Below are 19,659 nucleotides of genomic sequence, written 5' to 3'. Positions count from 1 at the left end.
CCATTCGGAAGGAACGGGAGCAATGGTGCTGGCGCGCCGTGATGTCGCGTCGGTTGATGCCGCTTGTCGTTCAATTCGGGGCGGCGTAGCGTTCTTTCACGCCTCGACCCCTGCAAAATCGGGACACGGGGCCGGGATCATCGCCCCAGACCCACGGGATCCGGGCAACCCTGATTCATCTATTCACATCGTGATGCGGCGGTGGCGTCTTGCGCCCGGGACCGCGTCGAAAGGACGACCATGGGCAAGGGCGACAACAAGAAAAGCAACAAGGAAGTGAAGAAGCCGAAGAAGGAAAAGCCCAAGGGGCCCTTTGTCGGTGAGGCGGGTGCCATTCGCGGGGCCGTCGTCGTGTCGGGCAAGAAGGTCAAATAAACCGGACGTCCCCTGCCGACGTGTCGGCAGGGGTGCCCATCATCACCCCAGGCTCAGGCTTGCCGCACTTTCCGGCAATTCCTCGTCGAAGCACCGCTGGTAGAATTCGGCGACGGTCTGGCGCTCCAGCTCGTCGCATTTGTTCAGGAACGTCAGGCGGAAGGCATAGCCGACGTCGTGAAAGATTTCGGCGTTCTGGGCCCAGGCCAGCACGGTGCGCGGCGACATGACGGTCGACAGGTCCCCGTTCATGAAGGCCGTGCGCGTCAGGTCGGCGACGGTGACCATGCGCGATATGGTCTGGCGGCCCTCGGTCGTGTCGTAGGACAGGTTCTTGGCGATGACGATGGCCGCCTCGGCGTCATGCTCAAGATAGTTGAGCGTCGCGACCAGGGACCAGCGGTCCATCTGCGCCTGGTTGATCTGCTGGGTGCCATGATAAAGCCCGGTCGTATCGCCCAGACCCACGGTGTTGGCCGTCGCGAACAGGCGGAAGCTGGGGTGCGGCTCGATAATCGTATTTTGATCCATTAGGGTCAGCTTGCCGTCGGTTTCCAGCACGCGCTGGATCACGAACATCACATCGGCGCGGCCCGCATCGTATTCGTCGAACACGATGGCAACCGGATTGCGCAGCGCCCAGGGCAAAATGCCTTCATGGAATTCAGTAACTTGCACACCGTCCTTCAGACGGATCGCGTCCTTGCCGATCAGGTCGATCCGGCTGATGTGGCTGTCGAGGTTGACGCGCACGCAGGGCCAGTTGAGCCGGGCGGCGACCTGCTCGATGTGGGTCGATTTGCCCGTGCCGTGATAGCCTTGGATCATCACGCGACGGTTCCAGCCGAACCCGGCCAGAATGGCCAATGTGGTATCGGGATCGAATTTGTAGGTCGGGTCGATTGCGGGCGTCCGTTCGGACGGGGCCTCGAACGCCTTGACGGTCATGTCGCTGTCGATGCCGAACAACTCGCGGACGGATAGGTCCTTGGTCGGAAGTGCGTTCATGTCGGTCGTTCCGTCAGCCATCCGATGTCTCCTTCGTGTCCGCCCGCCCGCTTGCAACATATCCTTTCGGGTCGCAAGGGAAAGGGTGTCGCGGGGGCTGCCCGCCGGAACCCCCGCCCCGAACGCCGAGTTGGCCTCTGTCCCGAACAGGAGAGAACGACATGGCCGACAAAGACACGCCAAAAGCCGTAGACAGCCCCGAAACAGGCGATGGGAGCGAAGCGGGGACGCCCGCCGGCGCACGCGTCGATCAGTTGGTCGCACGGGCGACGGATATGAAAAACAAAGCCTCGCAGTTTCAGGAGGATCTTGCCGCTTTGGAAGCCGAGGGGCAGGCCGCGGATGGTCTGGTCAAGGCGACCTGCGACGGGACGGGGCGGCTGCGGTCGGTCAAGATCGACCCGCAGTTGACCGATGGACCGGTCGCTGTTCTGGAGGAGATGATCCTGACGGCGGTGGAAGACGCCCGTTTGCAGGTCAAGGCGCAGACGAGCGCGCGACTGAAGGGTCTCACCGGGGATCTGCCTCCGCCGCGCAGTTTGATGGACCTGATCGGGTCGCTGCTGCCCGACCGCTGAAGATGTGGATGCCCCCGGTTGACGCCGGGGGCTCCTGGATCGGGTCAGCGCTTGAGCGCGCCGGTCACCGTCTTGATCGCGCCTTCCGCCTTGTCGGCAAGGCGCGACATGACGGTGCTCTCAAGGTCTTCGGCCGTCTCGGTTCCGGTGATCTTGCCATCTTCGTCATGCAAGATGAGGTTCACAGAATTGTTGCGCGCCAGTTCGCGTGCACGCTTCAGGGCCTTGGAGTGGCTCTCGAACTGATCCGACGGGCGACTGCCGCCTTCCTTCTTGACCGTCCATTGTTGGTTTTCGGCGCTGTAGGTCAGGTGATAATTCTCGGACATTTGCAGGTCTCCTGTCTGGATCTGTACAATTGAAGCCCCGGGGCATCGGGACGGTTCCAAGAATTTGCGAACCGATTCCGGTGGGCATCGTGAAAACTGCGCGACCACGGCGACCGATTCCGTGATATGATGACGTCATGAAACGCATCGTCATTCTGTGCGACGGCACATGGAACGCGGCCGAGGCGCCGTTTCCCACCAACGTGGTCCGGCTGGGTCAGGCGCTGTCGCCGCAGGGGGACGACGGGCGCGTGCAGGTCCCGATCTATGTCGAAGGCGTGGGAACCGGGCGACGCGGCGTCACCGGCCTGTCCAAGGCAATGGACCGCTGGCTGGGCGGCGCGCTGGGGTTCGGGCTGATGGCCAACGTGATGGAGGCCTATCGCCACCTCGTGTTCCTTTATGAGCCGGGCGATGAGGTCTATGTCTTCGGCTTTTCGCGGGGGGCGTTCACGGCCCGGTCGCTTGTGGGATTCATCCGCTTTACCGGGCTTCTGGCGCGCGCCGACCTCGACCGTATTCCCGAAGCCGTGCGCCGTTATTCCCAGAAACGGATCGAAACGGCGGAGCGGCGGCAGCGGCGCAATGCGGAATGGCGGGCCCGGTTCGCGCCGTGGTTCCTTGTCGATCCGGACGACGCGGCCGTCTACGCCGAATTCGGTGCCACATCGGCGGTGCCATTCGACATCACTTATCTGGGGGTCTGGGACACGGTGGGCGCGCTGGGCGTGCCGGGGCATTTCACCGCCGCCCCGCTTCTCAATCGCAAATACGCCTTCCACGATACGGGTCTTACATCGATGGTCCGCGCCGCCCGCCATGCAGTGGCTTTGGACGAGACGCGCAAGTCGTTCCGCCCGACGCTTTGGACCAATCTGGAAACGCTGAACGCGGGTCATGACGATCCGCCATATCTGCAACAGTATTTCGCGGGCGATCACGGGTCGGTCGGCGGGGGCGGCGACCTGACGGGGCTGAGCGCCAATGCCCTGACTTGGATGATGGACGGCGCGCGGGCCAGCGGGTTGGGATTCGACCCGATGGTGGCGAAGACGATCCGGACCGAAGGCGATCCGATGGCCCCGCTGCACAATCATACCGTTCCCAGCGGCGGCCTGGTCGCGGGGCTGATGCGCAAATACGGCGCGCCGCGCGACCCGGTCGGTCGGTTTGAGGATGTCAGCCTGCCGGCCCGCCAACGCTGGGCGTTCGAGGCCAAAGGCGACGGGTTCAAGCCTTACCGGCCTGAACCCTTGAAGCCGGTGGCATCCTATTTGAACGAATGGCAGGATCCGGGACGCCGCTGAATGGCGCGCCGCATCACTTGAAGTTGCGGCTGTCCTTCAGCTGATCCCAGGCCCAGACGACCTCGCCCAGCTGCTCCTCCTGACTGCGATCGCCGCCATTCATGTCGGGATGCAGCACCTTGATGAGCGATTTGTAGGCCTTGCGCAGCGCGGCCTTGTCCCAATCGTCCTTCGCCTCCAGGATATCCAGGGCCTTGCGCTCGGTCGGGGGCAGCTTGCGACCCACGACGCCGCGACCCGGATTGCGCGTGGCATTGCCGCCCAGCACCTGATGCGCGTCTTCGATCCCCAGTCGGGACCAGGCCCGTTCCTCGATGGTCTTCTTGAATGGCTGGGTCGGACGTTCGTCTGCCCCGGCTTGCCGGGCCAACTCGGCTTCGGTCGCGCCGTCGAAAAAGGACCACTTGGAATTGTATTCGCGCACGTGATCCTTGCAGAACCAGTAGTAGTCATCCTTCGTGTCGCGCGACTTGGGCGCGCGGTATTTGCCGCCCTCTTCGCAGCCCTCATGTTCGCACACGCGCGTCGACGTATCGACCGCGCCCGACATGCCGCGCTTGCCGCGTGGGTTGCGCTTCTTCGCCGTCGACACCCGCATGTCGAAGTTGAACGGGTCGTTCTTGGTCATGGCACACCCCTTACGTCCTGAGGCGTCAGAGATTAGTCATTGCAGCGGCAGAGGGAAGGGCTTGACGCCCAAATGAGAGGAAAAATCCATGACCATGGAAACGACCATCCACGAGCGGCTGTCACGGGCGCTGTCTCCGACTGCATTGGAAGTCCGCAACGAGAGCGGTAAACACGCGGGCCACGCGGGCGACGACGGCACCGGGGAAAGCCACTGGCACGTCGTCATCGCGTCGGATGCCTTCGCTGGCAAATCGCGGCTGGCAAGGCATCGCATGGTCCATGCGGCGTTGGGGGATGTGATGCAGACCATCCATGCGCTGTCGATGGATTTGTCGACGGGGGAGGCGGGCTAGGCCGGGCTGTCGCGGGTCGGTCAGGCCAACTCGCGGCTGTGCGGTTGGTCGGCGGCCGGGTCGCGGCGTAGTGTCTGGGCCGCGTCGGCGACCCATGTGTCGTCCTCGAACCACCAGCCATGCGAAAACTGAAACAGAGCCGCATCCGTAAGCCCGGATCCGCGCCTTTGTTCGGCGTAGTGGTCGGTGCAATGCACATCCTGATGGGTCGAGTAGCGGCGGGCCGGCAGGCCACGGCGCCCCGAGCGTTGACGCAAGCCGTTGACCACCGTGCCGGGCACAGCCAGCACCTCGTCCTGCGTATTGTGATAATGCGTCAGGCGGCGGGCGCGGGCGGCGAGGACGTCGCCCGCGGACCGGCCCGGTGCCAGCGCATCCCGGTCGACATCGGACGCAGTCATTATGGCGTGCCCCAGCAGCTGTCCGCCCGGCGCGCCGCTGCGCAGGGCGCGGATGGTAAGAAAGCTCCCCATGGAATGGGCCAGCAGGTGGGTTTGCGCCGCGCCGAACTGGCGGGCCAGGGGGCGGATTACATCGTTCATCAGACGCGGTGCGGCCGCGATGGCGCGCGTCCGGTCGCCGTCATAGCCGAACGGATTTCCACCGGCGGGCCAGTCAAATCCCACGAAAGCCCCCGTGAAGCCTTCCGCCCGCATCCGAGGCGCGAGGTCCAGCAGACGCTCGTAGAAGCGCTCTCGCGGCGTGTTGTAACCATGCACGAGGATCAGGACAGAGCCGTCGCCGCTATGGTCCGCGACGGTCGGAAGCCAGCGTTCACGGCGGATCAGGCCGAGGGTCGGGGCGCTGCCGGCGGTCAGCGTGCCGTGGAACGGCGGCTTCCCGTTCGCGGGATCAAGGCGGTGTGATACGACGGTGATCATGGCATCCTCCAGTTGTGGGGAGCCAGTCTAGCGCGGATGAAGCAGATCGCGAAATCGGGACCTGCGGACGGATAGGACAGTCCGAAGACCCGCTAGCTTATTGGTGCCTGCACGAAGGAAGGCCCGACGCAACCGCATGGCGCGGCACCGTCGCGCGCGGCGACGCATCTGGCGCAGGCGGGCGTCGACGCGAGCACGTTCCATGGCATAGCCGGTCCGTGGCTGGTCGGGCAGGTGGAGGGGACGAAGGATCGGTGTCATCGAATTGCTCCTTTTGCGAACACGTCGAAAGTATCGTCCCGACCGCCCGCTGTTCACCGCCCGGAACCGGGAGTAGGGTTTCAAAAATGAAAACCGGACCTGACTGGAACGACATCGCTTATTTCTCGGCCATCGCGCGGGCCGGGGGCTTGGCCCGTGCGGCCGAAGCCCTGGGCGTCAGCCCTGCGACCCTGAGCCGCCGGATGAAGGCCTTCGAGGCGTCGATGGGCCGGCATCTGTTCCGGCATGGGGCCGAGGGCTATGCGCTGACCGCAGAGGGCCGTGCTTTGGCCGACAGGGCCCGCGACATGGAGGAGGCGGCGCGGCAACTCGACCAGTGGCGCACCCGCGATCAGGGGCCGGTCCCGGTGCGGATTTCGGCGGGCACCTGGACCGCGGCCGATCTGGCGGAACGGCTGGCACGGTTCTGGACACCCGAAGCGACCTGGCTGCCAGAATTCATCTATTGCGACCTCGACCTGGATATCGCGCGGCGCGAGGTCGACATCGGCGTGCGCAACCGACGCCCGGATCAGCCATGGCTGGCGGGGCGTCAGATCGGCACGGTCGACTACGCCGTCTATGGCCGCGATGCGACGATCGAAGGCTGGATCGGTCCTGCGGAAACCGCGCCCGTCACCCCGTCGAGCCGCTGGGTCGCGGATCATCACAGCGGGCAGATCGTGACGCGCGCAAACGTGCCGCATCTTGCCGCGGCACTTGCCCGCGCGGGGATCGGGCGCATCGTCCTGCCGACCTTTGCCGGGGATCGAATGGAGGGGTTGATGCGCCTGTCCGACCCGATTGCGGAGTTGCGCAGCGCGCAGTGGCTGGTCGCCCACCACGACGCACGCAATGAACCGCCGATCCGGGCGGCGCTGGATGCGATCGGGGGATATCTGGAAACCCGCGCCGGGGCCTGAGCCGTCGCCGTTCGATCAGGCGATGCGATCCGCCAGCACAAGGGCGTCGCGCTGCGTCGGCACGGCAGGCAGGATCAGCGGGCGGCGAAAGACCAGAAGTGTGTGGGCCTTGGGCACGTTGCCGGCGATCCCGGTCACGTCGTCGATGTTGATGGTATCGGCGCGCACGTATTCCCAGCCTTCGACGGCCATATCATTGAAGAGTTCGCTGAGTTCGTGGGCGACGCGGTCATCCTCGCGGGTCAGGCCAGCGATGCGCTGCGGCTTTTTGGGCGCGGGAATGACGTCGTATTCGTATATGACATCGGAGATTTGCGGCATTTGGCTCATACTACGTGGCATGAACCGTAGTCGTGGCAGCAATGTGGTCAAAGCCCGGAGGTTTGACGACGTCACACCCTATTCGGCAGGATGATCCCGCTTGTTGCGGCGTTCGGCATCGCGCGCGTCGAGGCGTGCCTCCAGCCGGTCACCGGCCCATTTGAAGTAGCCGGCTCCGATGATGGCGATGGCCAGTGCGAAGATCGGCACGGCGATTTCATAAGTCATCGGGTACGTCCTCCTTCTTCAACTGTCCCATAACATAGTGTGCCGCGACGTGAATTGCCAGCCCGACCGCCGCCCAGCCTGCCGACAGGCCCGAAAGCAGGGCGACGTCTTCGGTCAAGGGGCGCAGCACCGCAAAGCCCACCAGACCCAGGGCAAGCGCGTTGAGAAAGCCCGCGAAAAGCCGTACCCTTTCGTTCCAGACCAGCAGTGTGTCGCGCTGGCGCACCGCTCAAAGGCCCAGCTTGGCGCTCACGACCTGGTTGACCACGGCCGGGTTCGCCTTGCCGCCGGTCGCCTTCATCACCTGTCCGACGAACCATCCCGCCAACTTGGGGTTTTCCCGTGCCTTTTCGACCTGCGCGGGATTGGCGGCGATGATCTCGTCCACCGCCGTTTCGATGGCACCGGTGTCGGTGACCTGCTTCATGCCGCGCGCCTCGACCACCTGCGCCGGATCGCCGCCTTCGACATAGACGATCTCGAACAGGTCCTTGGCGATCTTGCCGGAAATGTCGCCCGCCTCGATCAGCTTGAGGATCCCGCCCAACTGGGCTGGCGTCATCGGGCTCTCCTCGATGTCCTTCTCGTCTTCCTTGAGCTTGCCGAAGAGGTTGTTGATGACCCAGTTCGCCGACGCTTTGCCGTTGCCGGACGTCGCGGCCACCGCCTCGAAGTATTTCGCGGCGTCCGTGTCGGCGGTCAGCACGCTGGCGTCGTAATCCGATAGGCCGAAATCGGCGACGAAACGCGCCTTCTTGGCGTCGGGCAGTTCGGGCAGGGTGGCGGCGATGTCGTCGACCCAGGCCTGCTCGATCTCCAGGGGCATCAGATCGGGGTCGGGGAAGTAGCGATAGTCATGCGCCTCCTCCTTGCTCCGCATGGACCGCGTCTCGTTCTTCTCGACGTCGTAGAGCCGGGTTTCCTGCGTGACGGAGCCACCGGACTCCAGGATCGCGATCTGGCGCCGGGCCTCCACATCGATGGCGGCCTGGATGAACCGCATGGAGTTCATGTTCTTGATTTCGCAGCGGGTCCCCAAGTGGTCGAAATCCTGGGTCTCCCAGTATTTTTCGTACTGGCCGGGGCGACAGACCGAGACATTCACATCCGCGCGCAGGTTGCCGTTCTGCATGTTGCCGTCGCAGGTTCCCAGATAGCGCATGATCTGACGCAGCTTGGTGACATAAGCGGCCGCCTCTTCGGGGCCGCGAATGTCGGGGCGCGACACGATTTCCATCAGCGCAACGCCCGTGCGGTTGAGGTCGACGAAGGACATCGACGGATCCATATCGTGGATCGACTTGCCCGCGTCCTGTTCCAGATGAATGCGCTCGATGCGGACACGGCGCGCGGTTCCGTCGCCCAGCTCCACCAAAACTTCGCCTTCACCCACGATCGGCTCGTAGAGTTGCGAAATCTGATAGCCTTGCGGCAAGTCGGGATAGAAGTAATTCTTGCGGTCGAAGGCCGACTTCAGATGGATTTCGGCGTGCAGGCCAAGACCCGTGCGCACCGCCTGCTCGACGCAGAATTCGTTGATGACGGGAAGCATTCCGGGCATGCCCGCATCCACGAACGCCACGTTGGAATTCGGCTCTGCCCCGAAGGTGGTGGAGGCGCCCGAGAAGAGCTTGGCCTTCGATGCCACCTGCGCGTGCACCTCCATCCCGATGACCAATTCCCAGTCGTGCGTCTCGCCGGCGATGACGCGGGGCTTCGGGGTGGGCAGTTGGGTGTCGAGCATGGGGGCCTCCGGTCTGGAACAGGGGCGGTTTACGCCCCGCCCGCCTGCGGGGCAAGACGCGGGTGCGTCACCGTGGCCGGCGACGGGGTCCCGCGATGCGGGGCAGGGTTGCAAAGACCTGTAGGAGGATTTGTCGTGGTCGATTCCGACACAGTGCATGGACGGTTGCGCAAGACCGATCTGCCGGATTGGAGCCTGATCGCACGGGCGGCGGACGTGCCGGGGACCTATACCGATTGCTATACCTTGGATATTGCGCGGACGGTGCGCCTGGAGGCGTTCATCGCGGCCTTCTACGCGACACGCCTGTTCCGTGCGGAACGCGGCGTGCTTCGACTAGCCCTGTGGCGCAAGATCACCGACGAAGACGTCGCGCGTCTGGCCGATAACCAGTCGGACAGGTTCGCCGCCTGGTCGGTCTCGGGGCGGTCGGCGAACCAGATCTGGCTGACCGATCTGGGTGGATACACGATGTCGTGGCTGGCGGTTGTGTCGCTCGAACGGGGCACGCGCCTTCATTTCGGATCGGTCGTCGTGGCGCGGAACGGTCATTTGCCGATCGCCGCGCGGGCGCTGCTGCCGCTGCATCAAATTTATGCCCAAGCGCTTCTTCGCGCCGCCGGACGATCGCTTCTATCGGCGTGATGTCGCGCCCCGCCGGGCGGGCGCTTTGCCGATTTGGACCGAAGTGATACGAAACCCGAGGTCCGGGATCGGCTGCCACCTGTCCCAAGTGTTCAGGACCGCTATATCTAGTGTTGAAACGGCTTTGTCCCACAAGGCATGGTTCGTTTCAGTGAATTCAAGTCCGCTCCGGGGGGTGCATATATGACGAATCGATCTACGCGGCTGACGCGTGTGACCGCGTTCGCCACGATTTTTGGTCTTGCCGCAGGTGTCGCAAGTGCCGACATTCGTCCGACACCCGAGATCGCGGTCCCGACAACGCAAAGCGCCGCGCTGACCACGACGCTCAGCACGATGTCGCTGGCCACGCCGCGGAAATCCGGCCTTGCGCCGACGACCTCCGCCCTGCCCAGATCGCGGCCGCAGGTCCAGGACCTTCCCGATCTTCGCTGGGATCACATCCGCGGCTCCTCCCGCTGGACGGCGGCGGCGATGCGGGCCTTGGATAATCATGGCGAACGGTTGGTCGAAACCGTCCCGCGCGACATTCAGCAGTGGTGTCCCGCCTATGCCGACAGCGGCGAATGGGAGCGGAAGGCGTTCTGGGCCGGTCTTCTGTCCACGTTGTCCAAGCACGAAAGCACCTATCGGCCCACGGCCGTGGGCGGCGGCGGGCTGTGGTACGGTCTGGTCCAAATCCTGCCCGCGACGGCGCGCGGCTATGGCTGCGAGGCGCGGACCGGGGATGCGCTCAAGGACGGCGCGCTCAACATGGCCTGTGCGGTGCGTATCCTGAACCGGACCGTGCCGCGCGACGGTGTCGTTAGCCAGGGGATGCGGGGCGTGGCCGCCGACTGGGGTCCGTTTCATTCGTCGCGCAAGCGCGAGGATATGCGTCGCTGGCTGGTGAGCCAGCCGTTCTGCAACGGCCTGCACGCGTCGATGCGGCCCGTCGAACGGCCCGAATGGCTGGGCGAGCCTGCGGGTGCCGCCGACGAGGTGCCGCTGTTCGTCAGTTGGGAGCTCGACAAGGATTTCCTGACGCGGACCCATCCGGCCAACTTCGCATCCGACCGCGTCACCGCTGCCCCGATCGACGGCTAGAGCAGCAAAAGCCAGCCCGACACCGTCACGACCGATGCCGCAGTCCCGATCAGGACCGACGATGCGCTGATGCGAACGGCGCGGCCGTGCATTGCCGCGAAAAGGTAGGAATTGACGCCGGGGGCCATCGCCGCCGTCAAAACGGCCGCGCGGAACGGGCCTTCGCCCAACCCCAGAACCGTCCCGATGCCCCAGGTCCAGGCCGGATGCAGGATCAGCGCGATCCCGCAACACAGCACGATACCGCGCGCGTCGCCTTCGGGCCTGTATTGCACAAGGACGCCGCCAAGCCCGAACAGGGCCGCGGGAAGGGCCGCGCGGGCGATCAGGTCGATGGCCTCTGCCAGCGGGTCAGGCAGGGACAGGCCAGTCAGGTTCACCGCCAACCCGAGGGCCACCCCGATCATCAGCGAATTGGTCGACATCTTGCGTGCGACGGTCCGCATCCCGCCCAGGAACCCGCTGCCCCCCGCGCGCACCGCTTCCATCGCGGAAATGCCGATCAGGTAGCAAAAGGCCGCGTTGAACGCGATTATGGTGAAGTTCGGTGCCAGGCTGTCGCTGCCATAGGCACGCTCGGCGATGGGCAAGCCCAGCAGGACGGTGTTGGCGAACATCGCCGCGAAGCCGACGGCCACCGCATCCTCCGCTCCGCGCCTGAGCCACAGAAGCGTGCCGAGGATGCCGGCGACAAAGCAGACCAGCGACCCGGAATAATAGCTGACCAGAAGCCGCCAATCGAAGCCCTCGCTCAGGTCCAGCCGAACCATCGCGCCGAACAGCAGGCACGGGATCGCGAAGCGCTGCGTGAAGACCATCAGTCCGTCGACCTGGCTCTGAGTGAACAGCGACCGCCAGACCGCTAGATACCCCGCCCCGATGATCAGAAAGACCGGGACCGTGACGGCAAGAACATCGAGCATCGGCCCTAGTCCTCCAGCTCGATCACCATACCGTCGTAGGCGGCGTCGATGTGAGCCGCGGTTTCCGCCTGGACCGTGGCCCAGTCGAGGTCGATGTGCATGTTTGTCAGCACGCCACGCGCGGGCGTCATCTTGTCGAACCAGGCCAGCGCTTCGGCGTAAGACAAATGCGAGGGGTGCGGCGTGCGGCGCAGCGCGTCGAGGACCCACACATCGAGGCCAGAGATCAGCAGCTCCGCCTCCGGCGGAATGGTGTTGACGTCGGGCATATAGCACAGTCCCGCGATCCGGAATCCAAGGGCCCGAATGTCGCCGTGCCCGACTTCGACCGGATGCAGGGTGATCGCGCCGCCCGCCCCATCGATGCGCACCGGGCCATCGATGGCGTGGCGCGTCAGGATCGGAGGATAGGATGACCCCTGCGGCGTCTCGAACACATAGCGGAAGCGTTGCGCCAGGTCGGCCCAGGTCGGATCGTCCGCCCAGATGTTCAGGCGCGCCCGCTGGTTGAAGACGATCATTCGCAAATCGTCGATGCCGTGGCAGTGATCGGCGTGTGCGTGGGTAAAGACCACACCGTCCAGCGCGCCGACCCCCGCATCCAGCAGCTGCGCGCGCATATCGGGGGACGCGTCGATCAGGACGCGGGTCAGGCCGTCCGGCCCGCTGCGCTCGACCAGCATCGAACACCGGCGGCGGCGGTTCTTCGGCTCCGAAGGATCGCAATCGCCCCAGTGACCGCCCAAGCGCGGGACCCCGCCGGACGACCCGCAGCCGAGGATGGTGAAGCGTAGCGTCATGGGCACTTCATGCGCGGGCGGGCGGGCGGGGGCAAGGGGGCGCGGGCGCATCGCCGATGGCGCTTGTGGCGCGCGGCGCGGCTCGGCTAGGCTGCGCCGATGACGACCCCGGTCTTCCTTGCCGTTCTTTTGGCGGCCCTGCTCCACGCGGTCTGGAATGCCCTGGTCAAGGGCGGATCGGACAAGCACGCCGCGATGACGGGCGTGGTTCTGGGCCATCTGCCGATCGTCCTCATCGTACTGCCGTTCGTGCCGCTGCCGGACGCGGCGGCCTTGACATGGCTTTTGGCGGGCATCGCTCTGCATCTTGGCTATCAGCTTTTCCTGATCGCGGGGTACCACGTGGGCGATCTGACGCAGGTCTATCCCATCGCGCGGGGCTCCGCGCCGCTGATCGTCGCGCTGGTGTCCATTGGCGCGCTGGGCGTTGTGTTGACCGGGGCCGAGATGCTGGCGGTCGGTTTGATCGCGGCGGGCATCCTGTCGATCGCACTGGTGCGCCGGGCGGACGGTGGGCGCAACCCGCGGGCGGTGGCGATGGCGCTGGGCACCGGATGCTTCATCGCGGCCTATTCGCTGGTCGACGGAATCGGCGCGCGGGTCGCGGGCACGGCGCTGGGGTACTGGACCTGGGCTGCGCTGGGCAATGCCGTTCTGTTCGTCGTCTGGACGGCCGCGACCAAGCCCGGCCTGTTGCGCCGTCTGTCGCGCGACCGGCGGACGATGACCCACGGTCTGCTGGGCGGGACCGCGTCTTATGTGGCCTATGGCATCGTCGTCTGGGCCTTTACCCAGGCGCCGATCGCGCTGGTCACGGCCCTGCGGGAGACATCGATCGTCTTTGCACTTTTGATCGGGGTCGGCCTGCTGGGCGAACGGTTGGACCTTGCCAAGGTCGCGTCGACACTGGTCACGATCGCGGGGGCCGCGCTCCTGCGTCTGGTGCGGCCCTGACCCACCGGGTCAAAGCGGCCAGAAAAACAGGATCGACGGAACGGCGACTGCGATCACGATGATCTCCAGCGGCAGGCCCATGCGCCAGTAGTCACCGAAATTGTACCCACCGGGGCCAAGGATCAGCGTGTTGTTCTTGTGCCCGATGGGCGTCAGAAACGCGCAGGACGCGGCGACCGCGACAGCCATCAGGAACGGATCGGGGTTCACGCCCAGCGTCGCCGCCATCTGGATGCCGACCGGGGCGGCGACGATGGCCGTTGCCGTATTGTTGAGCACATCCGACAGCGTCATGGTGACCACCATCAGCACCAGCAGCGCGACCCAGGGCGGGCGACCCGTCGTCAGATCGGTCAGCAGATTGGCGATGAGTTGCGTGCCGCCCGAGGTTTCCAGCGCGGCACCCAGCGGGATCATCGACCCCAGAAGAACCACCACGGGCCATTCGATGTGGTCGTAGAGTTCGGCCAGCGGCACGATACGGGTGACGACATAGCCGACGACGACCACGCCAAGCGCCACGGTCAGGTCGATCAACCCGAAACTGGCCAGAAGGACCGCGCCGCCGAACAGCAGGGCGGCAGGCCAGATCTTTTTGTTTTCGGTCACGGCAAGGCCCCGGTCGGCCAGCGGCAGGGCGTTCAGCCAGGTGACCACTTCTTCCGAGCAATCGGCGGGTGTCAGCAGCAAAAGAATATCGCCGGTGCGGACTTTTTCGCGGCGCAGCCGATCGGTGATCCGGCGCCCGCGCCGCGAAATCCCCATCAGCACGGTGCGCTGTCGCCACGCCAGACCGATGCTTTGCGCCGATTTGCCGTTGATGCGGCTATTCTCGGTCACGACGACCTCGATCAGCGACAGACCGTGTTCCGCCGCCTCCAGCAGGGTCATGCGGCGGCCGTCGGCGAAATCGAGGTTTTCTGATGCGCGGAATTCGTCCAGCGCCTCGGGCGAGGCTTCCAGGATCAGCGCGTCGCCTTCCCGGATCGACACGTTGCGCCCGCTGCCGAACATGCGCCTTCCGTCGCGGATCAGACCCATGACCTGCACCCCCGTCTCGTCGCCGACATCGTAAAGGTCGCTCAGCGTGTCGCCGATACGGGGATGATCCTTGGGCACGGTCAATTCGGCGACGAAGTTCGCCGTCTCGGACGTGACGCCCGACTGCGCGCCATCGTCGACGCGCGGAATCAGCCGCCAACCGATCAGCGCCACGAACGCCAGACCGGCCCCGGCCGTCACCAGGCCGACGGGCGCGAAGTCGAACATGCCGAAACTCTCACCCAGTTGATCTTGCCGGATGCCCGCAATGATAATGTTCGGCGGCGTCCCGATCAGTGTGATCATGCCGCCCAGGATCGTCGCGAACGACAGCGGCATCAGCGTGGCCGCCGGCTTGCGCCCGGCCTTGCGTGCGGTGGCGATATCGACCGGCATCAGCAGGGCCAGCGCCGCGACGTTGTTCATAAAGGCAGACAGGACGCCGCCGATGGCCCCCATGATCGTGATATGCGCGCCCAACTTGCGGGAGCTGTCGATCATGGTGCGCGTGATCAGCATGACCGCCCCCGACCGCACCAAACCGGCCGAGACGACGAGAACCAGGGCGACGACCAGCGTGGCCGGATGCCCGAACCCGGAAAATGCGTCGGCCTTGGGCACGACGCCCAGGATGACGCCCAGCAGAAGGGCGGAAAAGGCCACGATATCGTATCGGAACCGTCCCCACAGAAGCATCACGAAGACGCCCCCGAAGAGCGTGAAGAGGATGATCTGATCGGTGGTCATGACGGCTCCGGCTGCGGAATGCATTCGGTCTATGCCGCCCGTGCGCGGCGCGCAAACGCTGGTGATCGATATGGCGTAGAAGGGGCCCGGTCGGCGATGTCTGAACAATATCACGGTTTGGCCCGGATCTCGCCGCACGGACCGGATAAGGGTTGGCACATGGAACAGAACGATTTTCGCCGCAGGGTCCCAATCCTCGACCATTTGCCCTGCCTACGCCGTCTTCGCCTAGTGTCCTGCCTTCTGATCGTGTCGCATAACCCGGCCCATGCGGAGTTGAACATCATACCGCCCTTCGAAGTCACGCCGGAAATCGTGGCGATGCGCGGATGTATCGAAGGGGTGGCGCATCCCTCTGAGCTGGACCTGACGACCGAAGCGCAGTTGGCCGCCTGCGACGATCATGTGACATTGGCCGAAGATCGCATCGGGGCCGTCGGCATACGCGGTCTCACGCTCTATGATATCGGAACGACGGACGACCATCGTGCCCAAGCGTTCACCGACTTTACCGAAGTGATCGAGGCGAGGGGCGATGCGTCCCCGTCCGTTTATGCCAACAGGGCATTCGTGACTTTCAAAAGAAAGAATAGGCTCGATCTGTCGCGCAGCGAACTTGACCTGGCGTTGGCCGATATCACTCGGGCGATCGAAATTATCGAAGCGACCGCCGCTCGGCCCAGGCCCTATTATTTCGAACGCCGCGCCATGATTTACGGGACCCTTTTCGAGAAACGTGGGGACCGCGACTATATCGTGCGGGCCATCGCTGATATGGACCACATCCTGACGCTGCAGCCCGATAGCCCGAGGACACGATGGATGAAGGCCATCTTCGTCAAATACCTGCCGGAGGGCTGAGGTCAGACGCGTCAGCCAATCGCCTGTCCAAAAAGGAACAGGGTCGGCCCGTGGATCACATGCACCTCGCGCTGGCCGTAGGCCTGATCGAGGGGCGCGCGCCACTGGGCCGGGGGCAGGGTCTCGATGAAAGCGCGGCGTTGCGACCAGAAGGCGTCGATGTCGTCGACGTCGAGATAGACCATCTGTTCGCGTCGCGTATCCGTCAGGTCCGCATCCGTTTCCAGCAGGCGGATCGCCCCAGCGTCGCACCGCATGAAAGCATAGCCTGGATCGTCCCCGCGGAACCCGCAGTCGAAGCCCAGACCTTCCAGAAAGGCGATGCTGGCATCCAGATCGGCGGTCATGACGAAAGGTGTGATCCGTTCGATGCGCATCCGTGAGACCTCCGGGCTTGCGGGCGCGGGGCGGCCCGACATATACCGCGACACCGCGAGCATAGCACGAAATGGGGGCGAGAAACATGGCCGGACACTCCAAATGGGCGAACATCCAGCACCGGAAGGGCCGGCAAGACAAACTGCGGGCCAAGCTCTTCTCCAAGATGGCCAAAGAGATCACGGTCGCCGCCAAGATGGGCGACCCCGACCCCGAAAAGAACCCGCGCCTGCGTCTTGCCGTGAAGGAGGCGAAATCGTCGTCCGTCCCCAAGGACGTGATCACGCGCGCCATCGACAAGGCCACGGGCGGCGACACCGAGAATTACGACGAAATCCGCTATGAAGGGTACGGCCCCGGCGGCGTGGCCGTCATCGTCGAGGCGATGACCGACAACCGCAATCGCACCGCATCTTCCGTCAGGTCCATCTTTGCAAAAAGCGGCGGCAACCTGGGGGAGACGGGAAGCGTCGCCTTCATGTTCGATCGCAAGGGGCAGGTGATCTATCCCGCCGCGACCGGCAGCGCCGACGACCTGATGATGGCCGCCATCGAAGCCGGGGCCGAAGACGTGGAGTCGGATGAAGAAAGCCACGTCGTCTGGTGTGCCGACACCGACCTGTCGGTCGTCAGCAACGCGCTGGAAGAACAGCTGGGGGAGTCGGAAACGTCCAAGCTGGTCTGGCGACCGACCACCACGACCGAGCTGGACCTGTCGGGGATGCAATCGCTGATGAAGCTGTTGGACGCGCTGGAAGACGACGACGATGTCCAGAACGTCACCGCCAATTTCGAAGCCAGCGATGATGTGATGGCACAATTGGACGAATGAACGTCGCGTCGTAATTCACTGTAATTAAAGTGTTTTTGGATCGGCTCCATCGGTCGATCCTTTAGCTTTGGGAACCCGGCAGCGGCACCCGCCGTTGGCTCCGCACAGATGGAGCGTCCCATGGCCAGATCCCCACACGAAACCCCCGACAGCCCCGGCGCACCGCTGATGGAGCATCCGCACATCCTGCGCGGAATGGCCGTGATCGCCTTCGCCGGACCCGTCATCTTCGCGATCTCGATCCTGATCGCCGATTTCGTGGTGCCCGACCACGACTGGATCGCCGACACGATCAGCGACCTGGGCGCGGGCCGGTACGAATTCATCGTCGACATCGGCATCTACGCCTATTCCGCGACATTGATCGCCTGCGCGGTGGCCGCATCCCACGCGCATCTGGGCGGTCGGGGGTGGAGCCTTGGGATCTACGGCCTGATTGCCGCCGGTCTGATCGTTTTCCTGATCGGGGCGCGCAACGAATATGGCGACGGTGACGACAGCACGTGGCATATCCACATCTACCTCGTCCTCGGGCTCTACGTGATCTTCGCGGTCATCCCGTGGAGCATGTCCGCCGGCATGGCGGCGATCCGACCCCTCGCGGGGCGCATCGCCAAGGGCGTCACCATAATCTGGGTTCCGACCGCCCCGGTGTTCTTGTTCATGTCCACCGAGATCGACGGCCTCTATGAGCGGTTTCTGGGGCTGCAGACCTTCATCTTCGTCTATGCGCTGGCGTGGACCTTCCTGTGCCGGGCGCATGCGGTGAAGGAAGAGTACGGCCACAGCTGACGATTGCCAATCGGACCGGCTTGGGTCCATCTGCACGGATGCTATCCGCTCTCTCCGGCTTTACCCTCGGCGTCTCGCTGATCCTCGCGATCGGGGCCCAGAACGCCTTCGTCCTGCGACAGGGCCTTCGGGGGCATCATGTCCTGGCCGTCGTGCTGACCTGCGCGCTGTCCGACGCGGTGCTGATCGTGGCGGGGGTGGCGGGCTTCGGTGTGTTGGTCGACACGGTCCCGTGGATCGTGCCGGTCTTTCGGTGGGGCGGGGCGGCGTTCCTGCTCGTCTATGGTGCCCGCGCCGCCCTGTCCGCCTGGCGCGGCGCGACTGCCCTGGATCCCGGTGCGGCAGCAGGCAGTCTTGGACGCGCGGTCGCGACGTGCCTGGCGCTGACTTGGCTCAACCCGCATGTCTACCTCGATACGCTCCTGTTGCTCGGCTCGATCTCGACGCAGGCGGCATCCTCCCAGCTTTTCGGTGCCGGCGCGGTGATCGCCTCGTTCACATTCTTCTTCTCGCTGGGGTATGGCGCGGCTTTGTTGCGACCCCTGTTTGCGCGGCCAGCGGCGTGGCGGGTGCTGGATGCGGGGATCGCGGTGGTGATGTGGGTCATCGCGGCGGGCCTCATGCTGGGATGAGAGGCTTGCGAACGGCCCCGAACCACCTCAAGGCTGGGGCATGACCGCACCGACGCGCCCGCTTCAGGGTATTCTCTGGATGATGGCCACTGGCCTGTGCTTCATTGCGGTGACGGCGGTCGTGAAACACGCGGGCCAAGACCTGCCCGCGGCCGAAGCGGCGTTCTTGCGCTATCTTCTGGGCCTCGTCTTTCTGATCCCTTTCATGCGGCACCTCAGGGCGGCGCGGATCGGCGCGCGCGACCTTGGGCTGTTCGCTGGACGGGGGGTGGCGCATACGATTGCCGTGATGCTGTGGTTCTATGCCATGACGCAGATCCCCATCGCCGAGGTGACGGCGATGAACTACCTCAACCCGGTTTATGTCACGCTGGGGGCCGCGGTTTTCTTGGGCGAACGGCTGGCATTGCGCCGGATCCTTGCGGTCCTTGCGGCGCTTTGCGGGGTCGTCGTGATCCTGCGACCCGGCTTTCGGGAGGTCGAGACCGGGCATGTCGCGATGCTGGTTACGGCCGCGCTGTTCGGGGCGAGCTATCTGTTCGCCAAGCCGCTGTCGGACCGTCATTCCGCCCCCGTCGTCGTCGCGATGCTGTCGATCACGGTCACGGTCGGGTTGGCTCCGTTTGCCTGGGCGGTGTGGGTCACGCCGACCGGTGTCGACCTGGCGTGGATGTTCTTGGTCGCGGCGTTCGCGCAGGCCGGCCACTACGCCATGACACGGGCCTTCGCGTCCGCCCCGATTTCGGTGACGCAACCGGTGACCTTCCTTCAGATGGTCTGGGCGGTTCTGCTGGGCTGGGCAGTCTTTGCGGAGCCGCCCGATGCCTTCGTCATCCTGGGGGCCGCGATCATCATTGCCTCGGTCAGTTTCATCGCTTGGCGCGAAGCACGGCTGAAACGTGGCATGACGCCAAACTACGTGGCGACGAAGCACTGATCTTAACGGATCGTTAACCTTCATTAAGATTAGGCGTTGCGAAGGGCTCGAGATGGCTCCATCTGACGGCCATGTTCAGACTTTGTTCTATTC

Annotated in this window: 25 protein-coding genes; 13 read left to right on the top strand and 12 right to left on the bottom strand. The window is 64.7% G+C overall.

The window, feature by feature from the left end:
• Positions 1–240: 240 nt before the first annotated feature.
• Positions 241–375: a hypothetical protein gene (locus tag JDO7802_RS18735; RefSeq protein WP_275934865.1), complete on the top strand. Its 135-nt coding sequence runs from the start codon at positions 241–243 to the stop codon at positions 373–375.
• 42 nt (positions 376–417) lie between these two features.
• Here JDO7802_RS18735 and cobS read toward each other — a convergent pair whose 3' ends face one another.
• Positions 418–1,404, bottom strand: coding sequence for a cobaltochelatase subunit CobS (cobS, locus tag JDO7802_RS16850; RefSeq protein WP_055087072.1), 987 nt, complete (start codon positions 1,402–1,404; stop codon positions 418–420).
• 140 nt (positions 1,405–1,544) lie between these two features.
• Here cobS and JDO7802_RS16845 point away from each other — a divergent pair, with 140 nt between their 5' ends.
• Entirely contained in the window at positions 1,545–1,961 is a 417-nt protein-coding gene (locus JDO7802_RS16845; RefSeq protein ID WP_055087071.1) for a YbaB/EbfC family nucleoid-associated protein, read from the top strand.
• A 44-nt stretch (positions 1,962–2,005) separates the two neighbouring features.
• Here JDO7802_RS16845 and JDO7802_RS16840 read toward each other — a convergent pair whose 3' ends face one another.
• Entirely contained in the window at positions 2,006–2,290 is a 285-nt protein-coding gene (locus JDO7802_RS16840) for a DUF2188 domain-containing protein (protein ID WP_055087070.1), read from the bottom strand.
• A gap of 137 nt (positions 2,291–2,427) precedes the next feature.
• On the opposite strand from JDO7802_RS16840, the gene JDO7802_RS16835 reads away from it, so the two are divergent.
• The gene (locus tag JDO7802_RS16835) at positions 2,428–3,597 is read left to right on the top strand and encodes a T6SS phospholipase effector Tle1-like catalytic domain-containing protein (protein WP_055087069.1); all 1,170 of its coding nucleotides are present in this window, start codon (positions 2,428–2,430) and stop codon (positions 3,595–3,597) included.
• 13 nt (positions 3,598–3,610) lie between these two features.
• Here JDO7802_RS16835 and JDO7802_RS16830 read toward each other — a convergent pair whose 3' ends face one another.
• Complete coding sequence (locus tag JDO7802_RS16830; RefSeq protein WP_055087068.1) at positions 3,611–4,225, bottom strand: J domain-containing protein; 615 nt, start codon at positions 4,223–4,225, stop codon at positions 3,611–3,613.
• 88 nt (positions 4,226–4,313) lie between these two features.
• Here JDO7802_RS16830 and JDO7802_RS16825 point away from each other — a divergent pair, with 88 nt between their 5' ends.
• Positions 4,314–4,580, top strand: coding sequence for a BolA family protein (locus JDO7802_RS16825; RefSeq protein WP_055087067.1), 267 nt, complete (start codon positions 4,314–4,316; stop codon positions 4,578–4,580).
• Between the two features lie 20 nt (positions 4,581–4,600).
• Here the strand turns inward: JDO7802_RS16825 and JDO7802_RS16820 are convergent, their stop codons facing one another.
• Positions 4,601–5,461, bottom strand: coding sequence for an alpha/beta hydrolase (locus tag JDO7802_RS16820; protein ID WP_055087066.1), 861 nt, complete (start codon positions 5,459–5,461; stop codon positions 4,601–4,603).
• A gap of 347 nt (positions 5,462–5,808) precedes the next feature.
• On the opposite strand from JDO7802_RS16820, the gene JDO7802_RS16815 reads away from it, so the two are divergent.
• The gene (locus JDO7802_RS16815) at positions 5,809–6,645 is read left to right on the top strand and encodes a LysR family transcriptional regulator (protein WP_055087065.1); all 837 of its coding nucleotides are present in this window, start codon (positions 5,809–5,811) and stop codon (positions 6,643–6,645) included.
• Between the two features lie 15 nt (positions 6,646–6,660).
• On the opposite strand, the gene JDO7802_RS16810 is transcribed toward JDO7802_RS16815, so the two are convergent.
• Genes JDO7802_RS16810 through gatB form a run of 4 tightly spaced genes read right to left on the bottom strand, consistent with a single transcriptional unit; the run spans position 6,661 to position 8,938 of the window.
• Positions 6,661–6,987: a DUF4177 domain-containing protein gene (locus JDO7802_RS16810; protein WP_144430667.1), complete on the bottom strand. Its 327-nt coding sequence runs from the start codon at positions 6,985–6,987 to the stop codon at positions 6,661–6,663.
• Positions 6,988–7,044: 57 nt separating this feature from the next.
• Complete coding sequence (locus JDO7802_RS18350) at positions 7,045–7,194, bottom strand: hypothetical protein (protein ID WP_187298170.1); 150 nt, start codon at positions 7,192–7,194, stop codon at positions 7,045–7,047.
• Positions 7,184–7,420 carry a hypothetical protein gene (locus JDO7802_RS16805; protein ID WP_055087063.1) on the bottom strand — a complete coding sequence of 79 codons (237 nt, stop codon included), beginning with the start codon at positions 7,418–7,420 and terminating at the stop codon, positions 7,184–7,186. Before JDO7802_RS16805 ends, JDO7802_RS18350 begins: the two co-directional genes overlap by 11 nt.
• Before the next feature lie 3 nt (positions 7,421–7,423).
• Positions 7,424–8,938, bottom strand: coding sequence for an Asp-tRNA(Asn)/Glu-tRNA(Gln) amidotransferase subunit GatB (gene gatB, locus JDO7802_RS16800; RefSeq protein WP_055087062.1), 1,515 nt, complete (start codon positions 8,936–8,938; stop codon positions 7,424–7,426).
• Between the two features lie 135 nt (positions 8,939–9,073).
• Here gatB and JDO7802_RS16795 point away from each other — a divergent pair, with 135 nt between their 5' ends.
• On the top strand, positions 9,074–9,583 hold the full coding sequence (locus tag JDO7802_RS16795) for a hypothetical protein (RefSeq protein WP_055087061.1): 510 nt from the start codon (positions 9,074–9,076) through the stop codon (positions 9,581–9,583).
• Between the two features lie 183 nt (positions 9,584–9,766).
• A complete protein-coding gene (locus JDO7802_RS16790; RefSeq protein ID WP_245624219.1) occupies positions 9,767–10,669 on the top strand; it encodes a transglycosylase SLT domain-containing protein in 903 nt (300 codons plus the stop codon).
• On the opposite strand, the gene JDO7802_RS16785 is transcribed toward JDO7802_RS16790, so the two are convergent.
• Positions 10,666–11,592 carry an AEC family transporter gene (locus JDO7802_RS16785; RefSeq protein WP_055087060.1) on the bottom strand — a complete coding sequence of 309 codons (927 nt, stop codon included), beginning with the start codon at positions 11,590–11,592 and terminating at the stop codon, positions 10,666–10,668. The two genes, JDO7802_RS16790 and JDO7802_RS16785, sit on opposite strands and share 4 nt — an antisense overlap.
• A 5-nt stretch (positions 11,593–11,597) precedes the next feature.
• Positions 11,598–12,392, bottom strand: coding sequence for an MBL fold metallo-hydrolase (locus JDO7802_RS16780; protein WP_055087059.1), 795 nt, complete (start codon positions 12,390–12,392; stop codon positions 11,598–11,600).
• A gap of 99 nt (positions 12,393–12,491) precedes the next feature.
• Between JDO7802_RS16780 and JDO7802_RS16775 the strand changes: the two genes are divergently transcribed.
• Positions 12,492–13,346, top strand: coding sequence for an EamA family transporter (locus JDO7802_RS16775; protein WP_055087058.1), 855 nt, complete (start codon positions 12,492–12,494; stop codon positions 13,344–13,346).
• Between the two features lie 9 nt (positions 13,347–13,355).
• On the opposite strand, the gene JDO7802_RS16770 is transcribed toward JDO7802_RS16775, so the two are convergent.
• Positions 13,356–15,134, bottom strand: coding sequence for an SLC13 family permease (locus tag JDO7802_RS16770; RefSeq protein ID WP_055087057.1), 1,779 nt, complete (start codon positions 15,132–15,134; stop codon positions 13,356–13,358).
• A gap of 231 nt (positions 15,135–15,365) precedes the next feature.
• On the opposite strand from JDO7802_RS16770, the gene JDO7802_RS16765 reads away from it, so the two are divergent.
• Positions 15,366–15,995: a tetratricopeptide repeat protein gene (locus JDO7802_RS16765; RefSeq protein WP_144430665.1), complete on the top strand. Its 630-nt coding sequence runs from the start codon at positions 15,366–15,368 to the stop codon at positions 15,993–15,995.
• Between the two features lie 11 nt (positions 15,996–16,006).
• Here the strand turns inward: JDO7802_RS16765 and JDO7802_RS16760 are convergent, their stop codons facing one another.
• Positions 16,007–16,372, bottom strand: a complete 366-nt coding sequence (locus JDO7802_RS16760; RefSeq protein WP_055087055.1) for a VOC family protein — start codon at positions 16,370–16,372, stop codon at positions 16,007–16,009.
• Between the two features lie 86 nt (positions 16,373–16,458).
• Between JDO7802_RS16760 and JDO7802_RS16755 the strand changes: the two genes are divergently transcribed.
• The 4 genes from JDO7802_RS16755 to JDO7802_RS16740 all read left to right on the top strand — a co-directional run bounded on the left by JDO7802_RS16755 (position 16,459) and on the right by JDO7802_RS16740 (position 19,566).
• Positions 16,459–17,205, top strand: a complete 747-nt coding sequence (locus tag JDO7802_RS16755) for a YebC/PmpR family DNA-binding transcriptional regulator (protein ID WP_055087054.1) — start codon at positions 16,459–16,461, stop codon at positions 17,203–17,205.
• Between the two features lie 120 nt (positions 17,206–17,325).
• Positions 17,326–17,997 (top strand): DUF998 domain-containing protein, encoded by a 672-nt coding sequence (locus JDO7802_RS16750; RefSeq protein ID WP_245624218.1) that lies wholly within the window; start codon positions 17,326–17,328, stop codon positions 17,995–17,997.
• A 38-nt stretch (positions 17,998–18,035) separates the two neighbouring features.
• Entirely contained in the window at positions 18,036–18,629 is a 594-nt protein-coding gene (locus JDO7802_RS16745; RefSeq protein WP_055087053.1) for a LysE/ArgO family amino acid transporter, read from the top strand.
• 40 nt (positions 18,630–18,669) lie between these two features.
• Positions 18,670–19,566, top strand: coding sequence for a DMT family transporter (locus JDO7802_RS16740; protein ID WP_055087052.1), 897 nt, complete (start codon positions 18,670–18,672; stop codon positions 19,564–19,566).
• Positions 19,567–19,659: the final 93 nt, after the last annotated feature.

This window comes from Jannaschia donghaensis (assembly GCF_001403795.1).
In the GTDB taxonomy this organism is placed as follows: domain Bacteria; phylum Pseudomonadota; class Alphaproteobacteria; order Rhodobacterales; family Rhodobacteraceae; genus Jannaschia; species Jannaschia donghaensis.
Note: the sequence above shows the minus strand (reverse complement) of the source record. Positions and strands in the feature narration are given on the sequence as shown.